15 protein-coding genes and 2 pseudogenes are annotated in these 17992 nt (G+C 68.2%); 4 read left to right on the top strand and 13 right to left on the bottom strand.

Annotated features, from left to right (window positions below; genetic code table 11):
• Positions 1-4 precede the first annotated feature (4 nt).
• Positions 5-244 carry a hypothetical protein gene (locus ACSMTC_RS10160; protein ID WP_436564928.1) on the bottom strand — a complete coding sequence of 80 codons (240 nt, stop codon included), beginning with the start codon at positions 242-244 and terminating at the stop codon, positions 5-7.
• Between ACSMTC_RS10160 and ACSMTC_RS10155 the strand changes: the two are divergent.
• Positions 132-616 (top strand): annotated as a pseudogene (locus ACSMTC_RS10155) (hypothetical protein). The gene ACSMTC_RS10160 and the pseudogene ACSMTC_RS10155 sit on opposite strands and share 113 nt — an antisense overlap.
• 745 nt (positions 617-1361) lie before the next feature.
• Here ACSMTC_RS10155 and istB read toward each other — a convergent pair.
• The 4 genes from istB to ACSMTC_RS10135 all read right to left on the bottom strand — a co-directional run bounded on the left by istB (position 1362) and on the right by ACSMTC_RS10135 (position 4832).
• Positions 1362-2201 (bottom strand): IS21-like element helper ATPase IstB, encoded by an 840-nt coding sequence (istB, locus tag ACSMTC_RS10150; RefSeq protein ID WP_436558408.1) that lies wholly within the window; start codon positions 2199-2201, stop codon positions 1362-1364.
• Complete coding sequence (gene istA / locus ACSMTC_RS10145) at positions 2201-3472, bottom strand: IS21 family transposase (RefSeq protein ID WP_436558407.1); 1272 nt, start codon at positions 3470-3472, stop codon at positions 2201-2203. Before istA ends, istB begins: the two co-directional genes overlap by 1 nt.
• A 231-nt stretch (positions 3473-3703) precedes the next feature.
• Positions 3704-3889: a hypothetical protein gene (locus ACSMTC_RS10140; protein WP_436559337.1), complete on the bottom strand. Its 186-nt coding sequence runs from the start codon at positions 3887-3889 to the stop codon at positions 3704-3706.
• 94 nt (positions 3890-3983) lie between these two features.
• Positions 3984-4832, bottom strand: coding sequence for an IS5 family transposase (locus ACSMTC_RS10135; RefSeq protein WP_436557617.1), 849 nt, complete (start codon positions 4830-4832; stop codon positions 3984-3986).
• Between the two features lie 359 nt (positions 4833-5191).
• On the opposite strand from ACSMTC_RS10135, the gene ACSMTC_RS10130 reads away from it, so the two are divergent.
• Positions 5192-6037, top strand: coding sequence for an inositol monophosphatase family protein (locus tag ACSMTC_RS10130; protein WP_436559336.1), 846 nt, complete (start codon positions 5192-5194; stop codon positions 6035-6037).
• Entirely contained in the window at positions 6034-7299 is a 1266-nt protein-coding gene (locus ACSMTC_RS10125; protein WP_436559335.1) for a hypothetical protein, read from the top strand. The genes ACSMTC_RS10130 and ACSMTC_RS10125 overlap by 4 nt, the downstream gene beginning before the upstream one ends.
• Positions 7300-7346: 47 nt before the next feature.
• On the opposite strand, the gene ACSMTC_RS10120 is transcribed toward ACSMTC_RS10125, so the two are convergent.
• The 7 genes and pseudogenes from ACSMTC_RS10120 to ACSMTC_RS10090 form a co-directional block, all read right to left on the bottom strand.
• The gene (locus ACSMTC_RS10120; RefSeq protein WP_436559334.1) at positions 7347-7517 is read right to left on the bottom strand and encodes a hypothetical protein; all 171 of its coding nucleotides are present in this window, start codon (positions 7515-7517) and stop codon (positions 7347-7349) included.
• 119 nt (positions 7518-7636) lie between these two features.
• Positions 7637-8036: pseudogene (locus ACSMTC_RS10115) on the bottom strand (sugar phosphate nucleotidyltransferase); the annotation flags it as partial.
• A gap of 269 nt (positions 8037-8305) precedes the next feature.
• Positions 8306-9181, bottom strand: a complete 876-nt coding sequence (locus tag ACSMTC_RS10110; RefSeq protein ID WP_436559333.1) for an HD domain-containing protein — start codon at positions 9179-9181, stop codon at positions 8306-8308.
• Between the two features lie 422 nt (positions 9182-9603).
• Positions 9604-10206 (bottom strand): DUF4291 domain-containing protein, encoded by a 603-nt coding sequence (locus ACSMTC_RS10105; RefSeq protein WP_436559332.1) that lies wholly within the window; start codon positions 10204-10206, stop codon positions 9604-9606.
• 320 nt (positions 10207-10526) lie between these two features.
• Entirely contained in the window at positions 10527-11147 is a 621-nt protein-coding gene (locus tag ACSMTC_RS10100; protein ID WP_436559331.1) for a hypothetical protein, read from the bottom strand.
• 34 nt (positions 11148-11181) lie between these two features.
• Positions 11182-15384, bottom strand: a complete 4203-nt coding sequence (locus ACSMTC_RS10095) for an RHS repeat-associated core domain-containing protein (RefSeq protein WP_436559330.1) — start codon at positions 15382-15384, stop codon at positions 11182-11184.
• Entirely contained in the window at positions 15381-16106 is a 726-nt protein-coding gene (locus ACSMTC_RS10090; protein ID WP_436559329.1) for a WXG100 family type VII secretion target, read from the bottom strand. The genes ACSMTC_RS10095 and ACSMTC_RS10090 overlap by 4 nt, the downstream gene beginning before the upstream one ends.
• A 356-nt stretch (positions 16107-16462) precedes the next feature.
• On the opposite strand from ACSMTC_RS10090, the gene ACSMTC_RS10085 reads away from it, so the two are divergent.
• A complete protein-coding gene (locus ACSMTC_RS10085; protein WP_436559328.1) occupies positions 16463-16615 on the top strand; it encodes a hypothetical protein in 153 nt (50 codons plus the stop codon).
• A gap of 39 nt (positions 16616-16654) precedes the next feature.
• Here ACSMTC_RS10085 and ACSMTC_RS10080 read toward each other — a convergent pair whose 3' ends face one another.
• On the bottom strand, positions 16655-17992 hold the full coding sequence (locus ACSMTC_RS10080; RefSeq protein WP_436559327.1) for a Dyp-type peroxidase: 1338 nt from the start codon (positions 17990-17992) through the stop codon (positions 16655-16657).

The following is a 17992-nucleotide window of genomic DNA, read 5'->3' as shown; positions in this document are numbered from 1 at the left end:
AGGCTCATCCCTGCACAGAAAGGCGCCGTTCGATTCGCACGGCCAAGAAGTATTCTCCGATGGGAAGAATTTCATCACCCGGGACGTCGACGGCCAGAATGTGACCAACGGGTGGAAAATGTTCAATCGCCGTGGTCAGCGAATCGGAACCTACGACAGCAACCTCAACTACCTCAAGGAGTAGGGTGTTTTCAATCGAAATCAGCCAGGGCCCGTCTCCCGAGGAGGCTATCGGCGCGATCACAATTGGAGAATTCTCCGAAAGGTTTCGTGCCAGCTTGTCCTACTGGGCCGAGTCGGACTATCGGCAGAGTTGGCGTCGAGCCTTCCAGGTATTGGAATCTGGCGACGGCGCTACATCGTGTTTGTGGCCTCGATTACTGACCCTGCGACAACCAACTTCATCTCATGCTGGCCACTCTATCGGGACGGAGATATCGTCCACATCCAGAACTCGCTGATCTTCCTCGATGAGTTGGAATCAGACTTCGACCCGGACGAGCCGTGGCGCTCCGTGCAGCCCCGCCCGACACGCGACGAGGACGGCAACCGAATCTCCGAGTGGAGTATCGATCTTGAATCGATGAGTGCGAACTTTGCGCGCCTTGGCGGGTAGCCCGGTCTCTGACTCAAGGTGTTCATGGAGGCTGTGAGGCAAATCACTCTCGAAGTCCCAGTCGTCCAGCGCCTCTCACGCATCTCTCACGGATTGGGTGTCACGAGGTGACATCAGACGTCATACGGCCTGGATGCGACAGGCCCTGACCTGCGAATTCTGGACTGAGCGGACGAACCGTCACCCCCTTTCGACTGCTGGGGGTCAAGGGGTCGCAGGTTCAAATCCTGTCGTCCCGACTTCGGACTGATGTCCAAAGTCGCAGATCAGAGGCCGTATCCGTTTTGACGGGTACGGCCTTCTGTCGTTCTCGGGGGTGGGTTCTGGGAGCGTGGGGCTGGGAGTGTTGGGAGTAAATGGGAGCGGTGTGCTCCCAGAGCGCTCCCAGAGGTCAACGTGGCGCCGATGTTCATCACCCGATCCGGTCGAGTTCGCGAAGAACTTTCCGCGGAGGGCGGGGCGCTGGGCGTCTTTCGGGGGCGCGTGAGCTGCTTTGCGCAACCGATGGTGAGCCGCTGACCTGCTGCTCCCAGAGTTTTTGGCTGGGAGCAGCGTTATCTTTCAATGGTTTTGGGCCCTTGGGGCTGGGAGTGCCCTTGTCCGGGGGCTGTTTGGCGAGCGGTCAAGGGCGGGCTCCCCGTTTCGGCGCTCTGGGTGGTGTCGGCGGCGGCTGAACCGTGACCCACTTTGGGCGTTTGAGTTCTGACCCTTTTATGCCCTTTTGCGTCGTCGGTGGTCTTCTTGTTCAGTCGTTGTCGGTGGTGCGAACGCGGCCGAGTTCGCGGCCCCGCATGCGGTAGGACTCGCCTTTGAGGGAGTGGACCTCGGCGTGGTGGACGAGCCGGTCGATCATGGCGGCGGCGACGGTCTCGTCGCCGAAGACCTCTCCCCAACGTCCGAACGGCTTGTTCGAGGTGACGATCACGCTGGCCCTCTCGTAGCGGTTCGAGATCAGCTGGAAGAACAGGTTCGCGGCCTCGGCCTCGAACGGGATGTAGCCGACCTCATCGATCACGATCAGCGGGTAGCGGCCGAGTTTGACGAGTTCGTCCTGGAGTCGTCCGGCCTGGTGGGCGGCGGCCAGGCGGTCGACCCACTGGGCGGCGGTGGCGAACGCGACCCGGTGGCCTGCCTGGCAGGCCCGGATGGCGAGCCCGGTGGCCAGGTGGGTCTTGCCGGTGCCCGGCGGGCCGAGGAAGACGGCGTTCTCCTTGGCCGCTATGAAGTCCAATGTTGCCAGGTGGGCGAGTTGTTGGCGCGTCAGGCCGCGCAGATGGGTGCGGTCGAGTTCCTCGATGGTCTTGATCGCGGGGAAGCGGGCGGCGCGGATGCGGCCCTCGCCGCCGTGGGAGTCTCGGGCGGCCACCTCGCGCTGCAGGCAGGCGACCAGGAACTCCAGGTGGGTCCAGGACTCGGCCTGAGCGCGTTCGGCCAGGCGCTCGGCGGCGTCCAGCAGCGCGGGCGCCTTCATCACACGGGCATAGAAGGCCAGGTCGGCGGAGGTCTGCCGACCGGTTCGGGCCGCCTGGCCGTCGGGCCCGGGGGCTGTCGCGTCGGTCGTGGCGGCGGTGGTGGTGCGGGGCATCAGGTGTCCTCCTTTCCGGCTCCGCCCTCGATGAGGGTGAACATGCGGTCGTAGGTGGCCAGTTCGCGTTGCTCGACGTCGATGCCGAGGCCGTCGGGGTCCAGAAGGGTGGCGGCGCGGGCGGCTTGCGCTCGGGCTGCCTGCTGGTAGATGACCTCACCGCGCAGGGTCTGGGCCGCCGCGGCGTGCTCGGGGTCGGTGATCGACTGGTGTTTGGCCCAGCAGCGGGTGTGGCGGGCCACGATGTCGTTGCCGGCGATGACGGTGACCTGCTCGTTGTCGGCACGGACCATCACCGTCTTGCCGATAGCGCGGGGGTGGACGGAGTAGTCGTTGGTGTCCACGCGGATGTAGTGGTCGCGGCCGATGCGGGTGTGGAAGCGCCACCAATGCGGTGGGGAGACGGGCGGGATGGTGAGCATCGCGGCCCGGTCCGCCTCCCAGCGGTCCACCGGCCGGGCGTCGATCGAACGGTGCTGGCGCCGGTTGGCGATCTGCAGCCAGGCGGTCAGCTGGCGGTTGAAGTCGTCCGGGCCGGTGAAGGTGCGGCCGGGCAGGAAGCTGGTCTCCAGGTAGCCGTTGGCGCGCTCGACCAGGCCCTTCGCCTCCGGGTCGCGTGGCCGGCACAGATGGATCCTGACCGCGAGCAGGCCGGCGAACGCGGCGAACTCGCTGGTCAGTTTTCCTTTGCCGACACCCGGCTCGTTGTCCCAGACCAGCATTTTCGGGACAGCTCCCCAGCCGCCGGCGAGCAGGCGCCAGTGGCCGTCGATCAGGTCGCCGGTGTGCCTGGAGGGCAGCATCCGCGCGGTGATCACCCGCGAGTATCCGGACACGATCACCAGGACCGGGGGCCGGCCGCACTGGCCGTAGCCGAGCGGGATGTCCACCGGCGGGAACCACAGGTCGCACTGGGCGAGTTCGCCCGGCTGGTAGACCGTGCGGGAGACCGGATCGACGGGCAGGTAGGCCGGTCGCAGCTCGCGCACGCGTTCCTTGAGGATCGTCAGCCCGCGCTGCCAGCCGATCCGCTCGGCGATCACCGTGGCGGGCATCGTCGGGGTCTGCTTGAGCAACTCGCGGATGGCCGGCTCGACCGCGTCCACGGCCGATCCTTTCAGCGGGCGTTGGTAGACCGGCGGCCGGTCGGTGGCCAGGGCTCGCTTCACCGTGTTCTTCGAGATGCCCATGTGGCGGGCGATTGCCCGGATCGGCATCTCCTCGGCCCGGTGCAGTCGGCGGATCTCAGCCCAGTCCTCCACGGGAATCACCCTCTCCTCCTGACCCTCGATGGGGATCAGGATGATCAGACGATTACAAGAAGGGTCGGATTTGCTCCGGTGGGTCCCGATTCATCCGCCGTTCAGCGGTCACAATTGGCCCGTCGCTGAGAGGTGGCCGTCCGGCGCGGTTCAGCGTGTCGCCGGTGACGGGCTGGGAGCGGCCGTACGTCCGGATGCGGCGCCGGAGGGCGCAGGCCGCTGGGGCGGGTCTTGAGGGCGCTATTCGAAGAGTGAGTCCTGGATGGCGGCCGGAGTGTTGTCGCCGTTGTGTGGGAGGTCCTGCTGCCATGCCGGGTGGCTGGGCAGTGGGATGCGCTGCATGGATCCTTCGCAGAGCATCAGGCGGCGGGATTCGCGTTTGTGGTCGACGATGGCGCCGAGTCCGATCGCGTCGACGGGGGTCACGGCGATCGTGCGTTTGCAGACCGGGCATGGAACCCGCGGAAGTCTCATGTGTGCCATGGTCCGTCAGGCCTCTGAGAGGGTGTTCGATACCGATTTAGGCTGCCGCAGGCGGTTTCGGACGGAGGTATTGCCCGGTTCTGTCCGGGCTGGCGGTCAGGCGGTCGGTCATGGAGTTCACCATGGCCCACTGGATCATCGAGCGTGACCGGTCCGGCAGTTCCTCGTAGTCACGGTGGAGCCGCCGGTACCGGGACATGATCCCGAAGGTCTGCTCCACGCGCCAGCGGATCGGCTGGACGACGAAGCCTTTCTGCTCCTTGTCCCGGGCCACGACCTCGACGTCGATGTCGAGTGCGGCGCCGTGCTTGACGACGGCGTTGTTGTAGCCGGCGTCCACCCACGCTTTGGTCACGGTGGGCCACTGGGCGGCGAGGGTGTCCAGGACCTGCTTGCCGCCGGCGGAGTCCTGGACGCCGGCGGCGGTGACGATCAAAACCAGGAGCAGGCCGAGGGTGTCGGTGGCTATGTGGCGCTTGCGGCCCTTGACCCGCTTGCCGCCGTCGTAGCCCTGGCTGTCGGCCGGGGCGTTCGGTGAGGCTTTCACGGACTGGGCGTCGATGATCGCGGCGCTGGGCAGGATGCGGCGGCCCTTCTTCGCCCGGAGCTGGTCACGGAGTGTGTCGTGGATCCGCTCGGTGGTGCCGTCTCGTTCCCATTCCTTGAAGTAGCCGTAGACGGTGGTGTGGGGTGGGAAGTCGTGCGGAAGGTAGCGCCATGCGATGCCGGTCCGCGCGACGTAGAGGATCGCGTTGACCACCTCGCGCAGCCCGGTCGTGGGCTCACGTCCTTCGGCGCGGGTGCGTCGCCACTCCAGCAGCATGGGCTCGATGAGCTCCCACTGATCGTCCTTCAGGTCCGAGGGATACCGGCGTCGTTCCGTCACAGTTGATCAATATCGCGGACACGGACCCGGCCGCCACGAGATCCTGGAACCGAGTCCGCGCCGCAAGAACCAAAGCCGGACAGTTGGGGGGAATCCCCTATCGAACACCCTCTGACAGGCGTGAGGGGTTTTCGCGTGCAGTCTCGTGGACGTGGCTTGTGTGCGGAACCGTTCAGGTGCGGCCGGGTGGCCCCGGAGACAGGAGCCGGTTCGCTCGGTGTTGAGGTAATGGGTGGGAGGTGTGCCGGCTGAGGCGTTGCGGCCTTCCCGCGGCGGGGCATGCTATGCGAAGGTCTGCGACACCGGGAGACTGACGTACTGTCAGGCAGCCGATCGCTGGGGGCGAGTCGAGAATGTCCATGGACCTGTTCTGGAACGATCTGGAGGCGCGGCTCCTGCCGCTCTTCACCGACTACCGGAGTCGCCTCTCCGACCTGCCGGTCGAGGTGAAAGCGGACCGCACGCTGCTCACCGAGGCGGACATCGCGGTGCAGGCGCTGATCGTTGAGCAGATCCGTAGTCTGGAGCCTGACGCGGTGATCATCGCCGAGGAGGACGAGCGGACCGCCACCCGGGAGGAGGTCACCCAGTCGAAGGGCCGGGTCTGGGTGATCGATCCGATCGACGGGACGGCGGAGTTCGTGCGCCCGGGGCACACGGAGTTCTGCTCGGTCGTCTGCCTCCTGGAGGACTGGCAGCCGTCCGCAGCCTTCATCTTTGCCCCCGAACTCGGAGCCGACGGCACCCCGCTCCGTGTGACCGCCGATGTGCCGTCGCGTTCGGCGTGGATCGGCGGCCGGCCGGTGCCGACGCCGTCGGCCGCCGGTAGGTGGATCTCGGCCACCCGGAGCGCAGGGACTTCACCCCGAGAATTCGATGCCGCGGCCGAACGAGCTGGCTATCAGCTCAAGTTGCTTACGACCTCGCAGAGTGTGGACATGCTCCGCACGGCCGTCGATCTCGGTGGTGCCACCGATCCGGCGCTTCCGTCCTTCGACCTCTTCTGGCGAAGGAAGCAGAAGCTGTGGGACGGTGCGGCGGGAATCGCGCTCGGTACGGCCATGGGGCTGCGGAGCGCTGACGAGGACGGCAAGCCGCTGCCGTTCGGGCCGGGGTTCCTCAGCGCGCCGACGCCTACCTTCGAATCCACGGTCATGGGGCACCCGGAGGCGGTGGCGTGGTTCCTGGACGTGGTGCACGCATGAGGCAGAGCAGCACCGACGTCCTGGTCGACGTGACATCTCTGATCAGCGCCGAGGACTTCCTGACCTCACAGAACAGAAGTACAGTCCCGGAGGACCCGTTCGCCCGGCAGTGCTTCGTCGAGGTCGTCCAATCACTCCTCTTCATGTCCAACGTGTACGTCGCCCATCCCGTGCTGCATGCCCCGCGGGCCGGTGACTTCGGCGACCGGCCGCTGCTGCTGCGGGCCCTGATGCGCGCCGGGCTCTTACTCCCCCTGCAGCTGGACGGCGAGCAGCAGGCTTCCGCCGAAGGGCTGGAGTCGACGGCTGTCGCAGACCTGCAGAGCGTCCACGGGGTTACCAGCATGGCGCGCTTCGTGGAGCAGGCGTTCGTCTGCGACGAGGCGAGCGCCGGTCGGCAGGAGGCTCTGTCCACCCGGATCCGGGACTGGAGCTCCTTCCAGGAACGGCAGGTCCGCTCCACGGTTGGCCACCACAGGGACCGGATCCCGACCCGGGACGGCGTAGAGGAGGACGCCTTCGGTGAGTGGGCCCGAGCGGCGGCCGTCATCCTCAGGGGCGCGCTCACCGGGATCGCCGCGCCCGGCCAGGGAAAGTACCTGATGGCGACGCTGGCACGCGGGATGAAGTACCGCGCACGGGCCGAAGCCTGTGCCGTCTCCTACCAGTCGCACCCCATGCGGCGGGACTTCTCGCTCACCTTCGACATGACCCGCAGCGGTGCGGCCGACACCGAGGTGCTCGACCTCATCCAGGCGGTGCGCGGTATCCACACCTCCCTCAGCCACGCTGTCGGTCAGGGGGAGTCGCACCGGTTGCAGCTGCTGGAGCTGGAACTCCCTTTGCTTGGCGGCAGGCTGTGGTCGGCGGACGACACCGGCAGGCGGAGCGATCACGAGTGGATCGCGTTGGTCGTCGGCCGGATCCGCGACTACCGGGACCGGGCGTCGGAGCTGAGGCGGGCGGTGGAGCGGTGCGTCACCGCCGAGGATTACGTGCGCCTCGCCCGCGATATCGAGGACGTCAAGCGGCAGTTGCTGGAGCGGCTGGGGCTCCGCCGGGTGGAGCTGTCCGCCGTGGAGCGCGAGCTGGTCGGCTCCGTCGCATCAGTCTCCGGCGCCGTGACAGGTCTGCCCGTGGTCAGCGGCCTGTGGTTCGGCGCACGGACCCTGGGCAAGCAGTTCGTGTTCGGCAGCGCCCAGCCCTACCAGCGCTTCCTGTACCGGGAGTTCGTCGATGCATGGAAGCGCACGGGGAAGTAGCCGCAGCAGTGGTTCGCCGGTGCTCCTCGCGCCGCGACGGAGGGGATCTACTCTCCGGTCCTGGCTGCGTGCGGCTGGGGCAGGTCGCGGCTTCGCCTCGGCCCGGGCGGCAGGGACGGCACGGTCACGGGGATGCCGAGACGGTTGAGGAGCGTGGCGAAGGCCTCCAGGCCGGTGAACAGCTCCGCCTGGAGACCGGCGTGGCGGGCCCCCAGCACGTAAGCCTCCTGGTCGTCGACACCGCCTCGAAGCTGTGCCTGGCTCCGTCGTTTTCGCTATGTCGCCGCCCCCGGCCGGGCCGCCCCTGGATCGGTTGGCCCGGCCAGGTGACGCGTACTCAGTGGTTCGTCTCCGGTTCGGCGTCGGTGTCGAGATCGTGGAAGAGGCGGCGGAGTACCGGCCGGTACTCGGGATTGGCGAGGGCGGCGGCGAACTGTGCCACGAGGTAGGCCTCCGGACTCCCGGTGTCGTACCAGCGGCCGTCGATGACCTGCCCGAACGCCGGCGCCTTGACGGCATAGGCGTGGAGGGCGTCCGACAGATAGCTCCCCGTCAGGGCTCTCGTGCCAGCGCCGGGTCTGCTCCTCCAGCTCCGCGACGATGCCCGGCGTGATGACGTATCCGCCGATGGCGGCATAGAGGGACGGGGCGTCCTCGGGCTTCGGCTTTTCGACCAGCCCTCCGATGCGCAGACGCCCGCTGCCCAGATCCTCGTGCACGATCAGGACGCCGTAAGGGCTCGTCGCCGATGATACGAGCGGCGGCGTCGAGGAGCGTCCAGGTGGATGCCGACGTGCACTTGTCCCGCGGCGTCGAGGCCGTCGGAGGCCGAGGCCGAGTTCGGGTACCCCCACAAGGCGGGCAGGCGGCGGCACCGATGCCATCTGAGGATCGGATCAGCGTGATCGCGATGGTCTTCACCTGGCACCCTCCGCCCCTGGCATCGATCCCGATCGGGCTGGCGGAGAGGTTGCAGGTATGCGGCATGCGTCAACGCGTAGGGCGCTCATCCGATGCCCGGAGCGACTGGGTGCCCAGCTTGGAACGCCAGCCTGCGTTCGGCGTCCTGCGCGATGTGGTCGAGAACATCATCGAGTGCCACGAACGCCTCCCACGTCCGCTGGTGGCCGGCTTCGGAGAGGCGGTCGATCAGCAGTTGTTCGAGATCGGTGACGCGCTTGCCCTTCCAGACCTTGTCGGCGACGCTCACCAGCAGGTCGTCGGTGCTGATGCCGGGGGCGTTCCAGGATGCGTGGTTGCGGGCGAAGCGGGCGAGACCTTCGGTGACTCCCCGGGCGATCAGCAGGTCGTGGCCGGCCACCTCGTGTGTGGAGCCGGGCCAGGAGAGCTCCTCAGGGTGCAGGATCTTTCCGATGTCGTGGGTGGCGGCGCCGAAGAGGACGGCGTGCCGGTCGAAGTCCAGCTGGGGGTAGTGCTGTTCGGCCCAGTCGACCAGTTGGTGGGCGACATCGTGGACGGCGCGCAGATGGGCCGCGAGCCTGGGTGGGGCCTGCAACTCTTCAAGGAGGAAGGCGACCTGGCGCGGGAGCGGTCGCAGTACGGGGTCGCCGGGCAAGGTGAGGGCTCGATGCAGTGCATTGGAGGTCATTCGGGACAGGGTGGGCCTCACATGTCGGATGGGTGACGGAGCAGCGGACGTTCTCCTTCTTGACATCTGGTGCAGGAGTCCATGGTCGGTGTGCATGATGCAGCCGGGGTCGTCGAACTGCGCCGCTATCAGTCGGGAGGCGAGCGTTCTGGGGTTGGCGGGCGGGGCTTGCTCGAAAGCGTGGGCGTAGAGGTCGATGAGTTCCTGGAGGGCGTCGCCGACGATCCCGGAGGAGTCGTCCAGGTGAATCAGGGCGCGCGTGACCCGGTCCACGGCAGTGCGCAGGCTCCGGACGACTGCGGCGGCTCGGCCGGCCTTCACCAGCCCGGTCGCGGCCTCCAGTGCTTGGGGCGCTCTCGCCTGGTACTCACCGTGCCCGTGGGTGTGTTTCTCCTGAGGTGACGGTCGTGTCTGTCAGTGCCGCGCGTTCGTTGCCGTAGTGCTGGCTCGACCGACGGGGACGGCACCAGTGCACCCTCGCGCCGTGCCTCTCACCAGGGCGGATGAGGTTCTCGGCTAGGGCAGGGTCGCTCGTGTCGTCCACACTGCCGTCGTACAAGGGCCACTGGTACCCGGTCGAGGGGATCTCCCACTGCGGGTGGCTGTACCCCGCTGTCGTTCCGGGAATCGGTACGAGCTTCAGGCCAATGGGTGACCACCACCGCGGCCCACCGACAGTTTCGGCCGACTCGCGGTCAGCGGGTCGCGGCGATGCGGGCGGCGAGGTGGGCCGGGAGGGGGTAGGGGGTTTCGGTGGGGATCTTGGCGTCGGCTGCGGCCGGGTGGCCTGCGCGGACCAGGGCATGTGCCTCGTGGGCCAGGGCGGTCACATCGGTGATGCCGAGGATCCAGTCGTCGACGTAGCGGTCGACGGCCTCGCCGGACAGGCCGATCTGGATGGCCCGGTGGGGCAGCGCGGCGAGTTCGGTCGAGCGCTCGGGGTCCCACTGGATGCGTACGGGGCTGGCGGCCAACTCCGCTTTCCAGGCCTCGGCTGAGGTGTGCAGGTCGCGGTCGTGGTGGCTCAGGCAGGCGTGGGCGAGGGCCCACTCGAGGCCCGCGCGGCTGATCCGCACGGCCAGGATCCGCTCCTGACCGGGCTTGGTGCCCCAGCCGGAGCGGTACATCATCCAGCGGAAGGACGGCTTTATCCAGGTCATCCGCTCGCGCTTGAACGGGGGCACGAAGGTGCCTGCCGCGAGCGCGGCGTCGGCGATCGGGGCGGGGTACGCCTGGTAGACGGTGAGGCCGTATTCGTCGTAGGCGGCGCGGATCTGCCGGGGCAGCGGTTCAGTCATCGGTACTCCAGGGTGTTCGGTTCGAGGTGAAATCGACGGCTCGATCAACCAGGCTTCTTTGCGGAGGAGTCGGTGGGAGCCGATGAACGTGGCGTCGGCGGTGCAGGCGGTCCGGCGCAGGTTGTCACAACCGGTCGGACAGCGTCATGCCGAGGCTGCCCCAGACATCGAGGGTCGGGCCGACTGTGTCGGCGGCGTTCATGCCGGTGGCTGGCACCGACCTCGCCCCCACTGGTCCCGACGGCCGCCCGCCAGACGGGGCGCAGCACCGGCGTAGCCCCCACCGCGTGCGCCGGGACGTGCACAGGTGGGTGGGGTTGTCAGCCCCGCTGCGCCCGCCACTCTCCGGCGTCCACCAGCACCGGGCCGCTGACCCGCACGGCCCCGGAGGTGTAGGCGGCCCAGCGCAGGTCGTCGCAGGCGAAGAAGTCCTCGCCGTGGGCGTTGACCCAGATGCTCAGGGTGCGCTCGCCGCTGTGGGTGATGTCCCACCACTCCCAGGTACGAAAGATGCTGTCCCAGTCGAACCGCTCCAGCCATTCGCTCAGGCGCCAGGCGGAGTCGTGGGCAGCATCGAACCGCGCGGCACCGTCTCGTGCGAAGTCCGGGGCCGCCTCCTCGGTGCCCGACCTGGCACAGACGGCCGCGAACCAGTCGGGTACCTGGCGAACGGTCAGATCGATGCCGAGGGCCTCGGGATTGTCGAGGTAGTCGAGGTCCATCGCGGCCACCGCCCGGTCCAGCGCCGCACCGAGCACTGAGCGCAGCCGCTCGGTGTACTCCTCGGCCGATCCGTCGATCTCCACCAGGAAGCGGCTGAAGTCGGGTGTGGGCGCGTCCGCCGCTGCAGGTGGGGTGTCAATCCGATCGCGTTCGGCGATGAACAGCGCGTCCTCCTCGTCCAGGCCGGCGTCCATGTAAGCGTTCACGTGAGCGTTCATTTCCCTGCGGTGCCTTCCTTGCTGTCGGGCCGGCTCAGTGGTGCTTGCCGGCGGCCGCGGCCTTGCGGGCGAGCGCCGCCTGCTTGTTGGCCTCACGGCGGGCCCGGTCCTCGGCCAACGCCGTTTCCTTCGCCCGCTGCTCGGCTGCCTCACCCGACCACTGCTTGTTCTGCTCTTCCCAGTTGAGCGGTTTGCCGTCGTGGGTGGCTTCCCATCCCTTCGGGGCGTACTCCTCAGTGCGCCCGCTACCGGGGATGATATGCCGGTCCAGGTCGCCCAGCTTGTGAGGGGGAATGCCGTAGAGGTCAGGCCCCTGGGTCGGGTCGGAGATCTCGTAGAACTTGCTCTTGTAGGCCGCCCAGTCCTGGTGACCCTCCGGCGGTACGCTCATAAAGCCTTCGTGCTTGATCTGAGTCTCCAGGCGCTGGTGGACCGAGTTGTTGCGTACGTGCTCCAGGTAGCTCTTCGGGACCTCGAAGGACTGGATGCGGCCGCCCTTGGGCACGTCGGCCTGGTACTCGTCGGTGTGGCGCCGGTCGCCGCTCATGTTCACGTACAGGCTCTTGCCGTCCGGGTGCTTCTTGTTGGAGGCGCGCAGGATCGAGGTGTTGCCGTGCTCGTCCACCTCGACCCGGTAGCTGTTGTCCGGGGTACCGCGGTAGTCCCACTTCTCCTTGCGGTACACCCGGACCACCTCGCACTGCTTGGGGGTCAGGCCCAGCGGGTCCAGCCAGGTGTGCGGGTTGACCACGTAGTTCGCCGGGTTGGGCGACGGTGCCAGGCCCAGCGGGTCCGGCGAGGTGTAGCGCGCGGTCTCCGGGTCGTAGTAGCGCCGGACGTTGTAGTGCAGCCGGGTCTCGGGGTCGAAGTACTGGCCGGGGAACCGGAGTGGGGTGTAGGTAGTGCTATGGCTGGGCCAGGTGGTGGCGCCCCACAGTGTGGTCCGGGCCCGCCAGGCGATCTCGCCAGTCTCGTCGACCAGTTCGGTAGGGGTGCCCACCAGGTCGGTGACGATCGCGAAGAACCGGCGGTCGGTGGCCGCCTTCTCCTCCGCCGTCCCGGTGCCGATGAACTCGGCCTGGGCGAGCGGGTGGTGGCCGTCGTGCTCCCAGCTGAGCGTGTACGGTCCCGGCAGGTGGGGTGCGTACGTGGTCTGCTCGCAGAGCGTCCCGCTGTCCCAGGTGAAGAGGGTGCGCTCCAGAACGGTGGTCCCGTCCTCGGCGAGCTGGAGCTTGGCGGTGCGGCGGCCGAGCGGGTCGTAGGTGTACTGCCAGTGATCCCCGCCGGGTGTGCGGACCGCCACCAGTTGGTCCTCGGCGTTCCAGCTGTACTGCCAGACCTGGAAGCCGCCCGTGCCGTCCGGAACCCGGCGCTCGGTCAGTCGGCCGCCCTGGTCGTACGTGTACTGCACCGACCCCGCCTGGGCCAGTTCGGTGCCCCGGTAGCTGCGCGTTCCGGTGCAGCCGACGGCACCCGGTGCGACCGGCCAATGGGCTTCGGCCAGGTTGCCGCACTCGTCGTAGGCGTAGGACTCGCTCCAGGAGCGGGCCTGCACCGCAGTCACCCGGCCCGCCGCGTCCAGGGTGAAGCGGCGCGGTCCGCCGAGCTCTTCGTCGATCGAGACCAGGCCGCCGTCGAGGCGGTAGTCGTAGGCGCGGCGCTGGATTGTCCGGCTGCCCTCGGCCTCCGGAACCTCCACCGACTTGACGGACAAACGATCGTCCGGACGCCACTCCTGACGTACGGCCAGACCGAAGTTCCAGTTCTGCTCGGTGTCCCGCCCGGCCTCGTCCTGGGTGAAGGCCAGCGTGGCGTCGGCGAAGGAGAGCGCCGCCGGGAGCCCGGCAGAGGTGTAGGCCCAGCCGCTCTCCACCCCGGCGGGGGTGCGCCGCGCGGTGCGGCGGCCTCGGTCGTCGAAGCGGGTCAGCAGGCTCCGCCCGTCGACGGTCTCCACCGCGGTGCCGTCCGGGTTGAAGTCGCGGGTCAGCGAGCTGGTCGGGCTGTGCGCCGAACGCAGCCGTCCGGCCTGGTCAAAGACGTACCGGGTGACCACGCCGTCGACGTCCTTGGCGACCACCCGGCCGAGCACGTCGCGGGTGAAGCCGGTGCGGTGGCCCAGCGCCGTGGTCCGGGCCGTCAACTGCCCGGCGGCGTCGTGCTCGTAGCGCAGTGTGCGGCCGTCGAAATCGGTCTCGGAGGACGGGTTGCCGACCGCGTCGTAGGTGTAGTTCCAGGTCAGGCCGACCGGGTTGGTGACCCGGGTGAGGCGCAGCTCGGTGTCGTAGTCGAAGGCGTAGCGCGCGCCGCTCGGCTCGATCCGGCCGGCGGGCAGGTCGAAGTGCGTGTAGCTGAACGTGGTGCGCTGGCCGAGCCGATCGGTGTGGGCGAGCAGGTTGCCCTCGCCGTCCCATTCCCAGCGCTCCGCAGCGCCGTCCGGACCGGTCCTGGAAGCCGCCCGGCCTTCCACCGTCCAGGTGGCGCGGCTGGTGCCGGTGGCGTCCGTGACGGCGACCGGTCGACCGAAGGCGTCTCGGACCGTCTCCTCGGTCCCACCGTCCGGGTCGACGACCCGGACCGCGAGTCCGGCCGCGTCGTACTCGATCCGTCGGGTGCCGCCATCCGGGTCGGTCACGGCGGTCAGCAGACCGCGCTCGTCGTACTCGTAGCCGGTCCTCGTGCCGGCCGAGTCGGTGACAGAGGCCGGGTTGCCGCGCTCGTCATAGCCGAACGAGCAGGTGGCGCCCTCGGGGCCGACCTTCTGGACCACCCGGTTCTGCTCGTCGTAGGCGAGTGTGGTGGTCGCGCCGTCCGGCCGGGTGACCGCGGTCAGGTTGCCGTCGGTGTCGTACGCGAAGGAGACGGTACGGCCCAACGCGTCGGTGCGGCTGAGCAGGCGGTCGTAGCGGTCCCAGGTACGCAGCACCGTGTGGCCGAGCGGGTCGGTCTCGGCCACGGTCTGGCCGAGCTCGTTCAGCTGGTAGCGGCTGTGATGGCCCAGCGAATCGGTGACCGTAGTGATCCGCTGCTCGGTGTCGTAGGAGAACGTCGCGTCGAGGAAGCCGCCCTCGCCCCGGGTCTGGACGCAGCGCCCCGCCCGGTCGTACAGATAGCGGTAGCGGCGGTGGTTGCGGTCGGTCCAGGTGGTGATCCGACCCCACTCGTCGTAGGTGTAACGCATCGCCAGGCCAGAGGAGTTGACCACTTCGGCGAGGTCTCCGTAGGCGTCGTAGCCGAACCGGACCAGGACCAGCGACTCCTGGACGTCCGGTTCCCCGGCGTCCACCTGAACCGGGCTCTGGACTGCGTCCTGTACGGCGCTCTGCAGCGTGCTCTGATACCCAGGCGTAGCTCCGAGCAGCCGCAGCGCCGTCACCCTGGAGCCGGCGGTGTCCACCGCGATCCGGTAGCCGCCCGAGTGGCGGATCTCCCGCGGTGCACCGGAGGGGGAACGCAGGATCTCGATACTGTTGCCGTTGCGGTCGGTCAAGGCAACCAGCGGCAGGGTGCGGACCCCGGTGCCATCGGAAGCGCCGACCTCGTCGAGCGGTTCGAAGCGCCGCACCACCCCCGAATCGGGATCGGTGACCAGCAGCGCTTCGCTCTCGGCTGACTCCCGGCGCAGCGGACGACGCGGCCCTTCCAATGGAAGCACGGGCGCGTCCGGGCCAGGCAGTGGATAGTGCAGGATCGTGCCGTCATCGCCCGCGAAGAACGCGCCCTCGGCGTCCACCTCTATTCGCTGGTCGAGGGTGGACGCCCAGGAGCGGCCGAACCACCGGCCCACCCGGTACGAGGAGAGGTGGGTACGGGCGAGCAGCAGCGGCAGTGCGGCATCCAGCGCGACATCCTGCTCGACCATCACCATTTCGCCGCTGGCGATGTCGACCGGGTCGCTGCGCATCTGTCGACTGGCCGGCGGCTTGGCGGTGTCCCGTGGCGAGGCCGCACCGTCTCGCAGGTGCGGTTGGCCAGAGCCGTGACCTGCACCGTGACTGGAGCTGGATCCGCCGCCGGGGGTACGGGGCGCGTGGGGCTGACCCTTCCCAGCCGAGCCGTGGAGCTTCTTCAGTTCCTCCGCATGCTTGGTGTCCACCTCGCGTGTGTTCTTGGCGACCTTCTTCAGGTTTTCACCAGCCGAGTGGTACAGGTCCTTGACCGCTTTGCCGGCGTCCTCCGCCAGCGTCTTGCCGAGCTTCTCCGCCCCGTGCTCCAGGGCCTTGACGATCTGGTTGGTCACTCGAAGCTCACCCCCGTGATCCTGGACTGGAAGGTCTGTGCGTGGGCCGCCACTGTCTCCGCGTGGTCCTGCATCATCCGTGCGTGCTCCTCCAACGCGGGCGGATCGATCCGGAAGCCCGAACCGCCTCCACCGCCACCGGACACCCCCAGGGCCGACCCCGCCGCCTTGAAGACCAGCCCGCTCACTGCCCCCGCCACCACCTCGACCAGAGGGTCGATGGCGGCCTCGAGCACCTGTCCGATGATGTACTGCTCGAGTTGCTGTTCCAGGTAGTTCACCAGCTTCCGCGCGGCTGCCTCGATGGCGATGACCGCAGCCTCGGCCAGCCCGAACGTCGCCACCGCCGCCGCTTGGTCCGCCACGAACGCGGCCGCCATCACCACCAGCTCGGCTATCGTCTCCACCTTCATCGCCACGATCACCTCTGCCGCGGCATCCAAGGCGGTGGCAACCACATGGCACGACTGCACCAGCTCGTTCATGTGGCTGTCGGACAGCTGCGCCCACTTGGCCAGCAACGCCTCATACGACGCACCCTGGTACGCCTCACCCAGCCGCTGGAGAGTTGCCGTCGAATCCCGGTGCGCCGAGTCGATGTTCTCCGCGAACTCACGTACATGTGAGGCGAATTCGCGAACCCTGTCCTCGTTCACGGTCGGCCAGTTGATGCCGAGGAACGACAAGAACGACACCACCTCGCCGGGCAGCTCTATCGCCAACGGGTCCCTCCGCTGTCAATTGGACATCTGTTCGTTTGTGCCAACCTAACTGATGCCCTGCCAGGCACGTCGGTTCCAAAGGGCTGACGGGCTGGTGTTCAAGCGAACTGGCTTTCCCCTCGCAGGGACGCAGGTCGAAAGCCTCGTAAACACCTCGATCGGGTCGCTGACCGTCCGGTGCCGGTGAACTGACGGTGTGACCGCGCGGCGGGGTGCCGGCCCGCTCGGCCGGTGCTCCTGAGCGTCCGTTGGCATTCAATGATGGGCGGGGTGCCGATCGAGACTCCTGTTCGATCAACACCCCTCAAGATCGGAGCGACAACGGCCACTGAACATCACCTGACCAGGCCGGCTACGTGATCGCTGGGACTTTGAAACGCCCCTGGGTGCAGCGGGGGGCCTGCACCGCGCTGGAGGTCGGCCACCTGATCGGTACCGATCTGGATCCCGAGCGCTGGTCCGAGTTGAAGGTGAACGCCTTCAAGCATTCAGCGGCGCGGCCCTCGTGACTCCAAGCGCTCGTCGCCCAGGTACTCGGTCGTCTCGGCTCAGGCGTCCGGGTGGGCCAACCAGCGCAGTGCGCCGATACTCGGCAGGAAGAAGTACTCCCCGCCACGGGTGATGACGAAGCGTTCGACGCCGTGCAGACGGCGCCGGACGGGGCGCTGAGGGATCGTGAAAATGCCGGTGCCGTCGTTGTCGCCCGTGAGCAGATCCTTCTCCTGATCGAGGCCGGCGAAGTTGCCGTCGTTGAGCCACTGCGACTTCACGAATTCGAACTGCCGGTCGAGGTGTGTGCCGATGAAGACGAACACGATGCCGCGGTCGGCGCCGTCGTCCGTCAGGACGCCCTGCGGCAGCGGCGGCCCGTAGTTGGTGCCCCGTCGGATCATGCGGTGCAGGTGGACGTCGCCGATGATCTCCGAGTCGCGCGGATTGGCTCGCCTGGCGTGGGCGCCGTGCGGGCAGATCGCGCCGTGCGGGTCGGCCTCCTGGTAGTGGAAGTCGTTGTTGCGCTGCGCGTCCGCCCCCAGGGCCGGGTCATCGCGCTCGGATGCCAGGATCAACGGGGTGCCGCTCGGCCAGCGACCCACGATCTTCGCGGCGAGCAGCTCCTCCTCGTCCGGGCTGCCGGCGTTGTCGTGGAGATACTTCCGGAAGGCGGCGACCCGCGTGTGGAGCTTCCGCCAGGCCACGAACGTGCCGTTGCGGCCCAGCACCTCCGGCTCCGGCATCGGCGGCAGATTGCCGGTCTGGTCCGGGTAGCCCAGTACGAACTCGCCCGCCTTGAGCGCCGGACCCCAGGCAGGGGGCATGGCCGCCCCGCTGCCTTCGATCGTCGGGTTGCCGATGCCGTCCTTGTAGCCGAAGCTGGTGCGGCCCGTGGACAGCTGGTAGAAGTCCTGCCGATGGACGACCTGAATCCCGGGAAGCCGCGCGTGGGCCTGGCGGGCTCGTTCGAGGACGACCGCGAGCGACTCCTGGTCGGCGGCGAGGAGGGACAGCACGATGTGCACCTGCCCGTTGCCGAAGGGCGGCTCCCAGTGTGCGGGTGCGCTCTCGCCCGTGTCACCCAGGAACTCGGCGCGGGCAGCCATGCCCTGCCGAAACTCCGCAGGGAAACTGTTCAGCGAGGCCGGCGGCACCTCGAGCGCTTCGAGCCCCCGATACGTCAGCCCGACGTTGAGGAGTGCCGGAAAGGCGGGCTGCCACCAGTCGGCGGCGGAGTCGACCAACTCGGCCAGGCGTCCCATCAACTGCCGGCCGGTCCCGGAATCGTCCACCCGCAGCAGGATGTACATGCCGACATACGGTGAGGGCCGGTCGCGCAGCACGATGCCTTGAATCTCGTCCAGTTGCAGCTGCGGGCCCTCGGCCACCGTCAT

Origin of the sequence: Kitasatospora sp. HPM-01-4 (assembly GCF_051374625.1) — a bacterium.
GTDB lineage: Bacteria > Actinomycetota > Actinomycetes > Streptomycetales > Streptomycetaceae > Kitasatospora.
The sequence above is the reverse complement of the archived record's forward strand: the minus strand, read 5'-3'. Positions and strand labels throughout refer to the sequence as shown.